This window comes from Eubacterium sp. ER2 (assembly GCF_000765215.1).
Classification (GTDB): Bacteria; Bacillota; Clostridia; order Lachnospirales; family Lachnospiraceae; genus Claveliimonas; species Claveliimonas intestinigallinarum.
The window spans coordinates 1-15,088 of sequence record NZ_JPJE01000044.1; the positions used below are offsets into that span (position 1 = coordinate 1).

14 protein-coding genes are annotated in these 15,088 nt (G+C 54.7%); 12 read left to right on the forward strand and 2 right to left on the reverse strand.

Annotated features, from left to right (window positions below; all coding sequences use genetic code 11):
* Nucleotides 1-138: 138 nt before the first annotated feature.
* Nucleotides 139-504, reverse strand: coding sequence for a metal-dependent transcriptional regulator (locus NI21_RS0113830; RefSeq protein ID WP_033126800.1), 366 nt, complete (start codon nucleotides 502-504; stop codon nucleotides 139-141).
* Nucleotides 505-776: 272 nt separating this feature from the next.
* Between NI21_RS0113830 and NI21_RS0113835 the strand changes: the two genes are divergently transcribed.
* The 9 genes from NI21_RS0113835 to rlmD all read left to right on the forward strand — a co-directional run bounded on the left by NI21_RS0113835 (nucleotide 777) and on the right by rlmD (nucleotide 10,735).
* On the forward strand, nucleotides 777-989 hold the full coding sequence (locus tag NI21_RS0113835; RefSeq protein ID WP_033126801.1) for a FeoA family protein: 213 nt from the start codon (nucleotides 777-779) through the stop codon (nucleotides 987-989).
* Nucleotides 990-1,071: 82 nt separating this feature from the next.
* Nucleotides 1,072-3,072, forward strand: a complete 2,001-nt coding sequence (gene feoB / locus NI21_RS0113840) for a ferrous iron transport protein B (RefSeq protein ID WP_033126802.1) — start codon at nucleotides 1,072-1,074, stop codon at nucleotides 3,070-3,072.
* Between the two features lie 78 nt (nucleotides 3,073-3,150).
* Nucleotides 3,151-3,525 (forward strand): FeoB-associated Cys-rich membrane protein, encoded by a 375-nt coding sequence (locus tag NI21_RS0113845; RefSeq protein WP_033126803.1) that lies wholly within the window; start codon nucleotides 3,151-3,153, stop codon nucleotides 3,523-3,525.
* A gap of 74 nt (nucleotides 3,526-3,599) precedes the next feature.
* The gene (locus tag NI21_RS0113850; protein ID WP_033126825.1) at nucleotides 3,600-3,851 is read left to right on the forward strand and encodes a transcriptional repressor; all 252 of its coding nucleotides are present in this window, start codon (nucleotides 3,600-3,602) and stop codon (nucleotides 3,849-3,851) included.
* 198 nt (nucleotides 3,852-4,049) lie between these two features.
* Complete coding sequence (locus tag NI21_RS0113855) at nucleotides 4,050-4,346, forward strand: DUF6110 family protein (RefSeq protein ID WP_033126804.1); 297 nt, start codon at nucleotides 4,050-4,052, stop codon at nucleotides 4,344-4,346.
* A gap of 95 nt (nucleotides 4,347-4,441) precedes the next feature.
* Nucleotides 4,442-6,514: a heavy metal translocating P-type ATPase gene (locus NI21_RS0113860; protein WP_033126805.1), complete on the forward strand. Its 2,073-nt coding sequence runs from the start codon at nucleotides 4,442-4,444 to the stop codon at nucleotides 6,512-6,514.
* Nucleotides 6,515-6,603: 89 nt separating this feature from the next.
* Nucleotides 6,604-8,841 (forward strand): DNA helicase PcrA, encoded by a 2,238-nt coding sequence (gene pcrA / locus NI21_RS0113865; protein WP_033126806.1) that lies wholly within the window; start codon nucleotides 6,604-6,606, stop codon nucleotides 8,839-8,841.
* A 135-nt stretch (nucleotides 8,842-8,976) separates the two neighbouring features.
* Nucleotides 8,977-9,222 carry a hypothetical protein gene (locus tag NI21_RS0113870; RefSeq protein ID WP_033126807.1) on the forward strand — a complete coding sequence of 82 codons (246 nt, stop codon included), beginning with the start codon at nucleotides 8,977-8,979 and terminating at the stop codon, nucleotides 9,220-9,222.
* A 130-nt stretch (nucleotides 9,223-9,352) separates the two neighbouring features.
* Complete coding sequence (rlmD, locus tag NI21_RS0113875) at nucleotides 9,353-10,735, forward strand: 23S rRNA (uracil(1939)-C(5))-methyltransferase RlmD (protein ID WP_033126808.1); 1,383 nt, start codon at nucleotides 9,353-9,355, stop codon at nucleotides 10,733-10,735.
* Between the two features lie 36 nt (nucleotides 10,736-10,771).
* Here the strand turns inward: rlmD and NI21_RS0113880 are convergent, their stop codons facing one another.
* On the reverse strand, nucleotides 10,772-11,446 hold the full coding sequence (locus tag NI21_RS0113880) for an alpha/beta hydrolase (RefSeq protein WP_033126809.1): 675 nt from the start codon (nucleotides 11,444-11,446) through the stop codon (nucleotides 10,772-10,774).
* A 229-nt stretch (nucleotides 11,447-11,675) separates the two neighbouring features.
* On the opposite strand from NI21_RS0113880, the gene NI21_RS16815 reads away from it, so the two are divergent.
* The 3 genes from NI21_RS16815 (at nucleotide 11,676) to NI21_RS16175 (ending at nucleotide 14,880) form a co-directional block, all read left to right on the forward strand.
* A complete protein-coding gene (locus NI21_RS16815; protein ID WP_138304658.1) occupies nucleotides 11,676-11,900 on the forward strand; it encodes a hypothetical protein in 225 nt (74 codons plus the stop codon).
* 139 nt (nucleotides 11,901-12,039) lie between these two features.
* A complete protein-coding gene (locus NI21_RS0113890; RefSeq protein ID WP_033126811.1) occupies nucleotides 12,040-13,728 on the forward strand; it encodes a carbon starvation protein A in 1,689 nt (562 codons plus the stop codon).
* A gap of 162 nt (nucleotides 13,729-13,890) precedes the next feature.
* Nucleotides 13,891-14,880: an InlB B-repeat-containing protein gene (locus tag NI21_RS16175; protein WP_197052631.1), complete on the forward strand. Its 990-nt coding sequence runs from the start codon at nucleotides 13,891-13,893 to the stop codon at nucleotides 14,878-14,880.
* Nucleotides 14,881-15,088 lie beyond the last annotated feature (208 nt).

Consider the following 15,088-nt stretch of genomic DNA (forward strand, 5'->3'; position numbering starts at 1 on the left):
CTTTATAAGAAAATATGGGAGTTGGCATTTTGGCAAAAAGAGTGGTGCTGGAGCTAGGGCTCCAGCACCACCTTTGTCTACAGTCTGAAAGGATATACCTGCCTTTGGAAGCAGGTATATCCTTTTTTCGTTTAAGATTTATTTGATATGCCTTTTGATAGCCTCAAAGCTCTCGGCGCTGATCACGTGCTCCATGCGGCAGGCGTCAGCCACAGCTACATTCGGGTCCACGCCCAGACGGATCAGCCAGGAGGAGATAAGCTGGTGCCGCTCGTAGATACAGTCGGCTATCCTGCGGCCGGACTCGGTCAATGTGATATAGCCTTCCGGGGATACCTGGATGTGACCGCTCTCCCTGAGCTTTTTCATGGCAACGCTGACGCTGGACTTCTTGAAATCCAGCTCATTGGCGATGTCCACAGAGCGGACAACGGGATGCTGCTTGCTCAGGATCAGGATCGTCTCCAGATAATTTTCGGAGGACTCGTTTGTGTTTATGCTCATCAGTTTCACCTCGGTTCTCTTTCCTCCCCCTCCGTCGCACTGCGAGAGAGAAGCCTGTTTCCTGTAGTATAACATAAAAAAGGGGGCGGAGTAAACCGGGAATTGAGGACCGGATTTTTTGACCGCAAAATGATGAAAATTTATTTTTAAGAAAAGAATTGACAAACCCAAACTGTTAGTTTAAACTATCAGTTGTTAGATGAGGCAAAAATGAGTTAGTCATAAATGCCTTGCGGAAAAATAAAATGATCATATAGAGGAGGCAGGTTCAGATGACCTTACTGGAAGCCGAAGAGGGCAGGGAATATATTGTGAAGGGGATCGCCACCGACGACGATGAGCTGGAAGCCTTTCTGTTTTCCCTTGGCTGCTACAGCGGCGAGCCCATCACTGTAGTCTCCCGGATGCGGGGCGGATGCGTCGTCTCCATCAAGGATGGCAGATACAATATTGATACTGATTTAGCGAAAGCTATTTCAATATAAAAATGAGCAGTTGCCTACAATTGCTCTGCACAAGAGTTAGTTTATTCTAATTGAATAAGAGATGAAGGAGGAGAAATGTGCTATGAGAATTGCTTTTGCAGGAAATCCTAACAGCGGAAAGACAACCATGTACAATGCGCTGACAGGCAGAAACGAGCGTGTTGGAAACTGGGCCGGTGTTACGGTGGAGCGAAAGGAGAGCCTGATCAGGAAGGCTTATTACGACGGATCAGAGGAGCTGGTCGCGGTGGACCTGCCGGGGGCCTATTCCATGTCGCCATTTACTTCAGAGGAGAGCATCACGAGCGGGTATGTGAAAAATGAGCACCCCGATGCGATCGTCAATATTGTGGATGCCACAAACTTAAGCCGAAGCCTGTTTTTCACGACTCAGCTGCTGGAGCTTGGCGTTCCGGTGGTGGTGGCTCTCAACAAGAGTGACCTCACGGAAAAGAAGGGGACCAGGATCGATGAAAAGCTTCTCTCCGAGAAGCTGGGATGCCCGGTCATCAAGACCGTGTCCACATCCTCCGGCCACGAGGGCCTGAAGGAGGTCGTGACCCAGGCTGCCGCCCTGAGCGGAGCGGGACAGAAAGCGCCCTATGTGGAGGCGGACATTGACCTGAAGGACAAAGCCCAGGTGGAGGCCGAGGACAGGAAGCGATTTGACTTCGTCAATGGCATTGTGAAGCAGGTGGAGCAGAGGAAGGTCTTCACGAAAGACAAGAACTTCCAGGATAAGATCGACAGTGTGATCACCCACAAGATCGTGGGCATCCCGATCTTCGCGCTGATCATTTTCCTTGTATTTTACATATCACAGACCACCCTTGGAACCTGGATCGCAGACTGGCTGGTAGCCTGGATCGAGACATTCCAGGGCTGGGTCGGCGGACTGATGGAAAACGCCAACCCGCTGCTGTACGCGATCCTTGTTGACGGTATCATCGGCGGCGTCGGCGCGGTCGTGGGCTTCCTGCCTCTTGTTATGGTGATGTACTTCCTCATCGCCCTTCTGGAGGACTGCGGTTACATGGCCAGGGCCACGGTTGTGCTTGACCCTATTTTCAAGAGAGTGGGACTTTCCGGTAAATCGGTTATCCCCATGGTCATCGGCACCGGATGCGCCATCCCCGGAGTTATGGCATCCAGAACCATCCGCAACGAGAGAGAGCGCAGGACGACAGCCATGCTCACGCCCTTCATGCCCTGCGGCGCGAAGATACCGGTCATCGCCCTGTTCGCTGGCGCCTTCTTTGCGGACGCCTGGTGGGTGTCAGCTACCATGTACCTGGTAGGCATAGTGCTTGTCCTTCTTGGGGCGCTGCTGGTGAAGAGGATCACCGGTCAGAAATACCGGAAATCCTTCTTTATCATCGAGCTTCCGGAGTATAAGCTCCCCAGCTTAAAGAGGGCATGCGTGTCCATGCTGGAGCGGGGAAAAGCCTACATCATCAAAGCCGGAACCATCATTCTGGTGTGCAACACAGTGGTACAGATCATGCAGAGCTTCAACTGGCAGTTCCAGCTCGTGGAGGAGGGAGCGGAGAGCACCTCTATCCTTGCCAGCATCGCTCACCCCATCTCCATCCTGTTCATTCCTCTTGGATTTGGTGTATGGCAGCTGGCAGCCGCAGCCGTTACAGGATTTATCGCAAAGGAGAATGTTGTGGGAACGCTGGCGGTTGTGTACGGAGTTACCAACCTGATCGACACAGATGAGCTGGCTCTGGTGGGCAGCGGAAACGAAGTGGCGACCATCATGGGACTGACCAAGGTGGCAGCCCTGGCCTATCTGATGTTCAACCTCTATACACCGCCCTGCTTCGCGGCTCTGGGAGCTATGAACTCGGAGATGAAGAGCGGCAAGTGGCTGTTTGGCGGCATCTGTCTCCAGCTGGCCACAGGCTACACGGTGGCCTTTGCGGTGTACCAGATCGGAACGCTCATCACCACGGGATCTCTTGGAACAGCCTTTGTTCCGGGTCTCATCGCGATCCTGGTGTTCGCGGCCATCATCATATGGAGAATTCGCAAGTCCGATCAGGAGTTTGCGACAGAATACAGCCTGCACACCGCATAGACGGCTACGGGCCCGGGAAAGTGGCAGTGGACGAAGTGACGCACTTTGTCCACTGCTTGCATTGAAGGAGGACAGAATATGGCAGATATCATTGCATTGATCATCATTGCGGCGATCGTCGCGGCGGCGGTCGCGTACATAGTGAAGGCGAAAAGGAGCGGCGTAAAGTGTGTCGGATGCCCTGCCGGAGGGAGCTGCCCCAGCGGCGGCAGAGCCCCGAAGAAGAAGCTGGACGGCCCTGTGATCGGAAGAAAAACTCTGAAGATCTCAGGGATGCACTGCCAGCACTGTGCTCTGGCCGTGACGCAGGCTCTGAACGGGATCGACGGAGTCAGAGCTGAGGTGGATCCTGTGAAGGGCAGGGCCAAAATTGCCTTAGACAGGCAGGTCAGCGAGGAAATACTGAAAAAAGCGGTGGAAAAAGCCGGCTATCATGTGACCGGTATATCGTAAGGAAGGGGACTATATTTCCATAGAGGCATAGCTGGCTGCGGCAGCCGAGGGCCGCGGCAATGGGAGGAGACGGCGTGGACAAAGAAAAGGAACGTATCATAGCCAAGCTGAAGGCCAATGGCTGCAGGATCACAAAGCAGCGCATGGAGCTTTTGGATATCATTCTGGAGAACAAGTGCTCCAGCTGCAAGGAGATCTTCTACCGGGCGTCCAGGGAGGACGACTCCATCGGCATCGCCACCGTATACAGGATGGTAAATGCCCTGGAAGAGATCGGTGTGATCAGCAGAAGGATCGTCTATGAGCCGGAGGATGCGGATAAATGATAAGATTTATCGGTAACACTGCTTAGAATTGACTAACTGCCTGTGCGAAAACTATCATAGTTTATATCAACTCAGTATATGAGAGCAAGCAAGGGAGTGATGAAGATGAAATCCCACAAATTCTGGGCATGGATGATGGCATTTTGCTGTCTCATGCTGTTCTATACTGGTTATAAACATAAATAAGGAGGCAGAAGCATGTTCGAGATTTCTAAATGTTTAAAATGCGGAAAAGGTCTTGGTATTTTCGCGGGAGGAGTTCTGTTTGGCACAGCCGGTGTTAAGCTCCTGTCAAGCAAGGATGCGAAAAATGTATACACAAAGTGTACAGCGGCTGTTCTGAGAGCCAAGGAGTGCGTCATGACCACAGTGACCACTGTGCAGGAGAACGCGGAGGACATCCTGGCCGAGGCAAAGCAGATCAACGAGGATCGGGAGAGAGAGGACGCGGCCTGCGTGCAGGAGGATGCAGACGCTGTGTCTGAGAAAAATTAGAGCGCAGGACGAAAGGTCTGAAATAGAGAGGAGAAGGCGGAGCCACACCGACAGAAGGCTCCGCCTTCTCCTTATGAAAAATGGAGGGATCAAAATTGAAATACAGGATCAGACATGAGATAAGAGGGCGGATCCGCCTGCATGTGGAGCAAAAAGGAATGACCTGCCGGGAGGCGGACACGCTTCTCTACTTTCTGGAGACACTTCCCGGCGTGGACACTGCAAAGGTCTACGAGCAGACAGGGGACGCCGTGGTCTGCTACAGCGGGGAAAGAGAGGACATTCTCCAGGCTCTGCGAACCTTCAGATATGAGTATGTACAGGTGCCGGAGCAGGTGCTGGACAATTCTGGAAGAGAGCTGAACAGGGCTTACCGGGAAAAGCTGATCGGGAGGACACTGTTCCATTTCGGGAAAAAGCTTCTCCCCTTTCCGGTGCGGGCCGCCTACACGGGCTACAAATCCGTCCGGTACATGGCAAGGGGACTGAAAAGCCTCACCAGGGGAAGGCTGGAGGTGGAGGTGCTGGACGCAGCGGCCATCACAGTCTCCATCCTGCGGGCGGACTTTGACACGGCGGGCTCTGTCATGTATCTGCTGGGCGTGGGCGAGATACTGGAGGAGTGGACCCACAAAAAGTCGGTGGGGGACCTGGCCCGGAGTATGTCCCTGAACATCCGGAAGGTGTGGCTGAAGACAGGGGATCAGGAGATGCTGGTCCCAGCCTCGGACGTCCGGGCCGGGGACGAGGTGGTGGTGCATATGGGAAATGTGATCCCCTTTGACGGCGTTGTCACCTCCGGGGAGGCCATGGTCAACCAGGCGTCCCTCACCGGCGAGTCCCTGCCTGTAAAGAAGGAAAAGGACGGCTACGTGTACGCGGGCACTGTGCTGGAGGAGGGGGAGCTGACCGTGCAGGTGAAGCAGACCTCCGGCTCCACCAGATTTGAGAAGATCGTAACCATGATCGAGGACTCCCAGAAGCTCAAATCCGGCCTTGAGAGCAAGGCGGAGGGTCTGGCGGACCGGCTTGTGCCCTACACCCTGGCAGGGACCATCCTCACCTGGCTGGTCACGAGAAATGCCACCAAGGCCCTGGCCGTCCTCATGGTGGACTTCTCCTGCGCCCTGAAGCTGGCCATGCCCATCTCCGTCCTGTCCGCCATCCGGGAGGCGGGAGCCCACGGCATCACGGTCAAGGGAGGCCGTTTTATGGAGGCGGTGGCAGAGGCGGACACCATTGTGTTTGACAAGACAGGCACCCTGACAAAGGCAAGGCCCACGGTGAAGGAGGTTGTGACCTTCAACGGGAGGCCGCCCCAGGAGATGCTGCGGATCGCCGCCTGCCTGGAGGAGCATTTCCCCCACTCCATGGCAAAGGCGGTGGTGAATGCGGCCAGAAAGCAGGGGCTTGACCACGAGGAGATGCACTCCAAGGTGAACTACATTGTGGCCCACGGCATTTCCTCCTACATAGAGGACAAAAAGGTGGTCATCGGCAGCTATCACTTTGTCTTTGAGGACGAGAAGTGTCGGATCCGCCCGGAGTTCCAGGAGAGATTTCAGCAGCTCTCAGATGAGTACTCCCACCTCTACCTGGCCATTGACAATGTGCTGGCCGCGGTAATCTGCATCGAGGATCCCCTGTGGGAGGAGGCGCCTGAGGTGATCCGGGGTCTGCGCAGGGCCGGATTTACGAAGATCGTCATGATGACAGGGGACAGCGAGAAGACTGCCGCCGCCATCGCCAGGAGAGTGGGCGTGGACGAGTACTATTCCGAGGTGCTGCCGGAGGACAAGGCCCGCTTTGTGGAGGCGGAAAAAAGGAAGGGACGCAGGGTGGTCATGACCGGGGACGGCATCAACGACTCGCCGGCCCTCTCCGCGGCGGACGCAGGCATCGCCGTCAGCGACGGGGCTGAGATAGCCAGGGAGATCGCGGACATCACCATCGCAGGACAGGACCTGGGAGAGATCGTCACGCTGAAGCAGCTGAGCAGCCTGCTCATGAGGCGGATCCAGAAGAACTATCATTCCATCGTGGGGATCAACACAGCTCTCATCTGCCTGGGCGTGGCCGGCGTGATCCAGCCCACCACCTCCGCCCTGCTGCACAACACCTCCACCCTTGTCATCAGCCTGAAGAGTATGCGGGATCTGATGAAGTAAAAGAAGCTGGAAAGCTCATGGAAACTGTGGTATGATATCAGTTACGGACAAAAAGAAACGGGAGTATCACGAAAGCCAAAGGAGTAAACATGAGCATATATGACACACTGAACGAACAGCAGCGGGAGGCTGTATACCACACGGAGGGCCCGCTTCTCATCCTGGCCGGCGCAGGCTCCGGGAAGACCCGGGTCCTGACCCACAGGATCGCCTATCTCATCGAGGAGAAGGGAGTCAATCCCTGGAATATCCTGGCTATTACCTTCACCAACAAGGCGGCCGGGGAGATGCGTGAGAGGGTGGACAATCTCGTGGGCTTTGGCTCGGAGAGCATCTGGGTCAGCACCTTCCACTCCACCTGCGTGCGCATTCTGCGCAGACACATAGACCGGCTGGGCTATGACACCAACTTTACCATCTACGACACGGACGACCAGAAGACGCTGATGAGGGACATCTGCAAATACCTCCAGATCGACACCAAGATCTACCGGGAGAGAAACCTTCTTGCCGCCATCTCCGCCGCCAAGAACGAGATGATCTCGCCCAAGGAGTTCCGGCTCCGGGCAGAGGGGGATTTCTCCCGGCAGAAAATCGCCACTGTGTACGAGGAGTATGAGAAGCAGATGCAGGCCAACAACGCCCTTGATTTTGACGATCTCCTGGTGAAGGCAGTGCAGCTTCTGAAGACGCAGCCGGATGTGCTGGACTACTACCAGGAGCGGTTCCGCTATATCATGGTGGACGAGTACCAGGACACGAACAATGTCCAGTTCCAGTTTGTCAGCACTTTGGCGGCAAAATACAGAAACCTGTGCGTGGTGGGCGACGACGATCAGTCCATCTACAAATTCCGGGGGGCGGACATCCGGAATATCCTGAACTTTGAGAACGTGTTCGAGGACGCGAGGGTCATCAAGCTGGAGCAGAATTACCGTTCCACCAGCACCATCCTGGACGCAGCCAACGCGGTGATCCGCAACAACCGGGGGCGCAAGGACAAGACTCTCTGGACGGACAATGGTCAGGGGAAGAAGATCGAGTTCCGGCAGTTTGACACCGGGTTTGACGAGGCGGAATATATTGTGGGGGACATCCGCGGCCATGTGGACAGCGGGGACTGCTCCTACAATGACAACGCCATCCTCTATCGGACCAACGCCCAGTCCCGTCTCTTTGAGGAGAAGCTGGTGTCGGCAAACATCCCCTACAAGCTGGTGGGAGGCGTCAACTTCTATGCCAGAAGGGAGATCAAGGATCTGCTGGCCTATCTAAAGACCATTGACAATGGAAGGGATGACCTGGCTGTGCGCCGGATCATCAATGTGCCCAAGCGTGGCATCGGCCTCACCAGCGTGAACCGTGTCCAGGAGTACGCCCTCCAGAGGGAGATCAGCTTTTACGAGGCGGTCCTGGGAGCGGATCTGATCCCGGGCATCGGCAGGGGACTTTCCAGGCTGGAGTCCTTCGCCGCCCTCATCGAGCATTTCAAGGAAGAGGCGGGCAGGATGAGCATCCTGGAGCTCCTGGAGGACATTATCGAGACAACCGGATACATAGAGGAGCTGAAGACCGAGGGAGAGATTGAGGCGGAGGCCAGGATCGAGAACATCGACGAGCTGAAAAACAAGGCGGCAGACTATGAGGAAGGCTGCCATGAGCGGGGCGAGACACCCACTCTGGGCGGATTTCTGGAGGAGGTTGCCCTTGTGGCGGACATCGACAGCCTGGACGAGGACAGCGACTATGTGGTTCTCATGACGCTCCACAGCGCCAAGGGGCTGGAGTTCCCCCACGTCTATCTGGCGGGCATGGAGGACGGCCTTTTCCCCAGCTATATGACCGTCACCTCCGACAATCCGGAGGAGCTGGAGGAGGAGAGACGTCTCTGTTATGTGGGCATCACAAGGGCTATGAAGCAGCTCACCCTGACCTGCGCCAGAAGGCGGATGGTGAGGGGAGAGACCCAGTACAACAAGATGTCCCGCTTTTTAAAGGAGATCCCCATGGAGCTCCTCTCCACAGGAATGAAGTTCGAAAAGGAGGAGAAGGAGGAAGAGACTCCAAGACAGTCCTCCTGGCAGCAGGCAAAGCAGGCCTTTCACACAAAGGCTTTCTCCTCTCCCAGACCGGTGCAGCAGTTTAAGGTGGCGGGGGGGAACGGCCCCGGCTACGATGTGGGAGACCGGGTGCGCCACGTGAAATTTGGGGAAGGACTTGTCACTGCCATTGTGGAGGGCGGCCGGGACTATGAGGTGACAGTGGAGTTTGACAAGGCAGGCACAAAAAAGATGTTTGCTGCATTTGCGAAATTGCAGAAAATATAGGATGTTCCGGTCAAGAAGGACAGATTTATCTGAAAATTCCTGCAAAAATAAGTAGTAATATGCCCGGGAAGGTGTTATAATAATGCCAACGAATTATACTTGCAAGACAAGCATAAGAAAGGATGTGTGGAAAGTATGAGCAAGGTAGAGGATATTATTGCGGCTTCAAAGCTGAACGAACTGATCCGCAAGAAAGATGAAGATGACAAGACCTGCAGGACAGTGCTCTGGGTGCTGGCTATCGTAGGAGCGATCGCGGCAGTAGCGGCAATTGCATATGCGGTATATTGTTTCTTTACCCCGGATTATCTGGAGGATTTCGAAGAAGATTTCGATGACGATTTTGACGATGACTTCTTTAATGAAGATGATCAGGTATAAGATCGGAGCAAAAGAAAGAGACAGGACAATCCAATGTTCTGTCTTTCTTTTTGCCCGATACGCCCGGAGAGCGACCGCCGTGCCTGCGCGAAAACGCCAAAGGGAGAAGTACAGGAGGAGTTTGAATTAGATGAAAAAAGGACAGATGCTGGAAGGAACCGTTGAGAGGATCGATTACCCGAATAAGGGCGTGGTGAAGGCGGAGGGCGCGGACCGCCCTGTGGTGGTCAAGAACGCCATTCCCGGACAGAAGGTCAGGGTCTCTGTCAACAAAATGCGCAAGGGCCGGGCGGAAGGAAGAGTGCTGGAGGTGCTGGAGCTCTCACCTCTGGAAATCCCATCCCCCTGTCCCCATTTCGGGCAGTGCGGGGGATGCGCCTATCAGACCCTGCCCTATGAGGAGCAGCTGCGGCTCAAGGAGTCCCAGGTAAAGGAGCTCCTGGACGAGGCCATACAGAAGGGCGGAGGCCATGATTACCAGTGGGACGGCATCAAGGCCAGTCCGCGGACAGACGCCTACCGGAACAAGATGGAGTTTACCTTCGGGGATGAGTACAAGGAGGGCCCCCTGGCTCTAGGCATGCACAGGAGGGGGAGCTTCCACGACATTGTGAACGTAAACGAATGTCAGATCGTGGACGAGGATTTTCGCGCGGTTCTTGAGGCTACCCTCGCCTTTGCCCGGGAGAGCGGCCTTCCCTACTATCACCGCATGCGCCACCAGGGCTATTTCCGCCATCTCCTCGTGCGCAAGGCGGCCCGCACCGGCCAGATCCTCGTGGATCTGGTGACCACCACCCAGGCAAGCCCGGATCTGGCTCCCTGGGCGGACCGCCTTCTGGAGCTGGAGAGGAGCGGACGGCTGAAAGGGCATATTGCGGGCATCCTCCACACCTCCAATGACAGCCTGGCCGATGTGGTGAAGGACGAGGGAACCGAGCTGCTCTTTGGCCAGGATTATTTCTACGAGGAGATCCTGGGTCTGCGCTTCAAGATCACTCCCTTCTCCTTCTTCCAGACCAACTCCCTGGGAGCGGAGGTGCTGTACGAGACCGCCAGAAGCTATATCGGGGAGACAAAGGACAAGGTTATCTTTGACCTATACAGCGGCACAGGCACCATCGCCCAGATTCTGGCGCCTGTGGCAAAGAAGGTGACTGGCGTGGAGATCGTGGAGGAGGCAGTGGAGGCGGCCCGGGAAAACGCCCGGCTGAATGGTCTTGAGAACTGCACCTTCTGGGCAGGGGACGTGCTGAAGGTCATCGACGAGCTGGGGGAGGTGCCGGATCTCATTGTCCTGGATCCGCCCCGGGACGGTGTGCACCCGAAGGCCCTGGAGAAGATCATCGGCTTTGGCGTGGAGAAGATGGTCTACATCGCCTGCAAGCCCACCAGCCTGGCCAGAGACCTGGAGACGCTGCAGGGGAGAGGCTACCATGTGGAGCGGGCCGGATGCATTGATCTCTTTCCGGGAACTGTGCATGTGGAGGCCGTGGCTCTGCTCGCCAGATGACAGACCATGTCCCTGGCAAATCCGTTTACTGCTTATCTATCTGCTCAGCATCCACCCAATCCCGGCAGCGCTGCGCTCTGCGGCGTTTTTGAAGTGGTTGCCGGGATTTAGCCGGAATACGGTATCAATCCCCTGCTCTTTGTAGAAGGAGGCGATCTCCTCTGTGTTTGACCGCACGCATTTCATAGAGCTGTTTCGGGTTCTGTGCTCCCTGTCTCCCAGGGAAAAATACATATGGTCCGGCCATCTTACCGGCTGGCGGGAAAAGATGTATTCCCTGATCCCCGGAAACCAAAGGGAGCCGGAGATGCTGGCGATGCGGGAGAATACATCCGTCTGGTAAATGGCGTACACCGCGAACAGTCCGGCGAGAGAATAGCCTGCAAGTCCCCGCCACGGGGGAGTGCCCCTGACTGCCTCCTCTGCTTTAGGAAGGATGCTTTCCAGCAGCAGCCTCAGATAATGATCCGTCCCTCCGATGCAGGGGGCGCTGTTTGCCGAAATGGGCGGAATATCCCAGGGGACCATATCCCGGTTCCAGTCCAGGCTGCTGACTGCCGCCAGTGTGAAATCTGACCCGGCTCCATCCCGCAGAACCTGGAGAACCTGCTCTGCCTCCTCCCCGAAGGTGTTCAGGTAGATGATCGGGCGGTTCGGCTCCGCGCTTGGGAAGACAGTGATTTTTTTATTTGCTGTCGTAAAAGAAAGCATTTGCTTCAGTCGCTCCTTTTTCCTGATTTTTTTCTAAAATTATACTATATCCCGACAAGGAAGCAAAGGGACAGCTTTGTCCATTCATCCGGCCCTCTGTGAAAAGTGGAGAAAAAATCCGCAGCGCAAAAGGAAAATATGTGAAAAACGGAAAAAACAGAGCAAAATCTGTTTTTTTATTGACAATGCCAAAAACAGAGTTATAATAAACGTAAATTATAAAGAGCTGATGCGAAGAACAGGACACGACCTTCCCTGGCTCCCTGCTTTCAGAGAGCCCCCGGCTGGTGCGAGGGGGCAGCACGCCACAGAAAGCCATCACCTGCGAGCAGTCAGGGTGAAATGGAGACAGAGTAACCCGGACCGGCTTTCCACCGATAGAAGGAAACCTGTTTGCCCGGCAGGACTGCCCTTTAAGAGAGGCAGGCGTGAGCCGGATGACGGGGATGAGTGACCGGGAAACCGGTAAGAGAAGTGGTAACGCGGAATATATTTCGTCTTCTGACAGAAGAGATTTGTCGGAGGGCGTTTTTTTATTGAGGTTCTTTATGATTTGAAAATATATCTATTACACTTATAAGGAGAGAAGAGAAATGAACACATTGGTAATTGTATTGATCGCCGCCGTGTGTCTTTTTGCGGCGTATGTTCTGTACGGGCGCTGGCTGGCGAAAAAGTGGGGCATTGACCCAAAGGCGAAGACACCTGCGGTTGTTCACAATGACGGGCAGGATTATGTGCCTACAGATGGATGGACTGTATTTGCCCACCAGTTTTCCTCCATCGCGGGGGCGGGCCCTGTGACAGGCGCTATTCAGGCAGCCGCCTTCGGCTGGCTGCCGGTGCTTCTGTGGATCATCCTGGGGGGCATCTTCTTCGGGGCTGTTACAGACTTCGGAGCCCTCTACGCCAGCGTGAAAAACGACGGGAAATCCATGGGACTGCTGATTGAAAAATATATCGGAAGCACAGGCCGCAAGCTGTTCCTCGGCTTCTGCTGGCTGTTCTGCCTGATCGTCATCGCCGCCTTCGCGGACATGGTAGCAGATACCTTTAACGCCTACGTGGTGACGGACGGGGTGCAGACTCTCTCAGAGAACGCCACAGTAAACGGCGCGGCCGGAAGTATTTCCCTGTTCTTTATCCTGTTCGCGGTTGTGTTCGGCGTGCTGCAGCACAAGCTGAAGCTGAGCGGCTGGAAGGAGGTCGTGTTCGGCCTGGTGTGCACAGTGCTGGCCTTTGTCTTTGGTATGAATTTCCCTGTGATCCTGGGAAAAGAAATGTGGGTGTACATTGCCTTTGCCTACATCTTCCTGGCGGCTGTGCTGCCCATGTGGTTTGTTATGCAGCCCAGGGATTACATGTCCACCTTCATGTTCATCGGCATGATCGCCGGCGCTGTCCTGGGGCTTGTGTTTGCCCATCCGACTATGAACCTGCCGGCATTTACAGGCTTCCAGAACGAGAGCCTTGGCACTCTGTTCCCGATCCTGTTCGTGACAGTGGCCTGCGGCGCTGTGTCCGGATTTCACAGTCTTGTTTCATCGGGCACGTCCTCTAAGACAGTTTCTAATGAGAAGGATATGCTGAAGGTAGGCTACGGCGCCATGGTGCTGGAGAGTCTTCTGGCAGTTGTTGCCCTCTGCGTAGCCGGAGCGGCTGCCGGCGCCGACGGAACTGCGGCGGTGGGGACGCCATTCCAGATCTTCTCGTCAGGCGTGGCAGGATTCCTGGAAATGTTCGGCATCCCGGTATATGTGGCTCAGAGCTTTATGACCATGTGCGTGTCCGCACTCGCCTTTACCACACTGGACTCCGTCGCCAGGATCGGGCGTATGTCCTTCCAGGAGCTGTTCAGCGTGGATGACATGGAGCATGCGGAGGGCTGGAGAAGGATTCTCTGCAACAAATATTTCTCCACTCTGATCACACTGGTATTCGGCTACATACTGACCCAGGTTGGATACTCCAACATCTGGCCTCTGTTCGGAAGCGCCAACCAGCTCCTGAGCGCCCTTGTGCTGATCACCCTGTGCGTGTTCCTGAAGGTGACAGGAAGAGAGCTGCGGACCCTGGTTCCGCCCTTTGTGATCATGCTGATTGTCACCTTCACAGCCCTTGTGCAGAGATTTATCTCCCTTGTCAGGGCGTTTATGGATGGAACAGGCGTCTTCATGGTGGAGGGACTGCAGCTTATCGTGGCTGTCCTCCTCATGATCCTGGGAGTCACTATCGTGTACACCTCCGGGAAAGAGCTGATCCAGAAGAAAGCAGAAAAATAAACAGGATCTATTATCTTATTATGTGATCAGGAGACGCGGGGCAGCGGGGCTGTCCCGCGTCTTTTTTTTAAAATTCATCCAAATGTGTCGGTATGCCACTTCCTCTTCCGGCGTCTGTCCTTTATAATTTTAATAGAGAAAAATTGAATGGAGGCGGAAGCTATGGATGAAATCATTAGACTATCCGGATATATGTGGGATGGAGAGCAGGATAGAGAGGCAGTAGTGGAAAAGCTGTGCAAGATACTGGTTCTTATTATATTTGGTGTCTGCCTGTGGACAGCGGCAGAAAGCCTGAGCAGCTCCGGAGCAGATGAACGTGGATACAGCGCGGAGAGTAGTTTTGTGCGGAATCAAGCTGTAGAGGACGAAAAACAGGGAATGATCCCGTTGGCATTTTCCGTTTCTGACAGCCTTGATTTTTCTGTTCCGGCTCCCATCCCGGCACCTGCCGTGGATCAGAAAGTGCAGGAGAATATGGAAAATTTAGGGACTCAGGCTGTCCCCTCAGATGTCCCGGCAGGAAGTGGTTCTGCCGTATCTGCGATCCCTGTGGAGAGTGACCAGGCAGAGGGCAGTCTGGCAGAAGAGCCGGAGGAAGTCCTGCCGGCCATGCTGACGATCCACCTGTATGGAAACGGAGGCAGTCCGGCTATGGCGACTGTCGCGGAGCAGGCGGATGCGGTTTCCTCTGAGAACTGGAATATTCCCCAGAGGCCTGGCAAGGTGTTTGACGGCTGGTATCTGGATGAGGCGTGTACCAGGCCCTTTGAAGCGGTGGAAGAGGGGACGACAGTCCTGGAATTGTACGCGGGCTGGAGAGAGCTGGAGGGCTTTGTGTCTGATGATGAGGGCCATATACTTTCCTGCACTTCAGAGGGTGTCATTGTGGATGGACTTCTGGCGCTGCCGGGCGTTTCCGCGTGTACCGGTATTGAGGCGGGAGCTCTTGCGGGTGTGGCCGGCCAGATCATGGAAATCTATATTCCCGCCAATATCCTGTACATTGCTCCGGGAGCATTTGACGGCCTGCCGAACCTGATGTATATCGAAGTGGAAGCCGGAAATCCGAATTATTACAGTGAAAACGGGATCCTTTACACTGCGGGAGGAGAGATTGCCGGACGCCCGGTGTGGTATACGGGAGAGTAGGAGAAGTACATAATAATATAGCTATGGAAAAAAGTACAGATGTATAATCGAACATTTGTACTTTTTTTGCGTCTCTTCCTATATACTTTTATCACTATATTTGCTATAATGTCCGAAAAGACGAATTGTCGGGGAAGTATATACGTAATGTTTTTTAAGACATATTAGAATAAACCCATCAGCGACCAGTCTCAGGTGATCGCCGAAA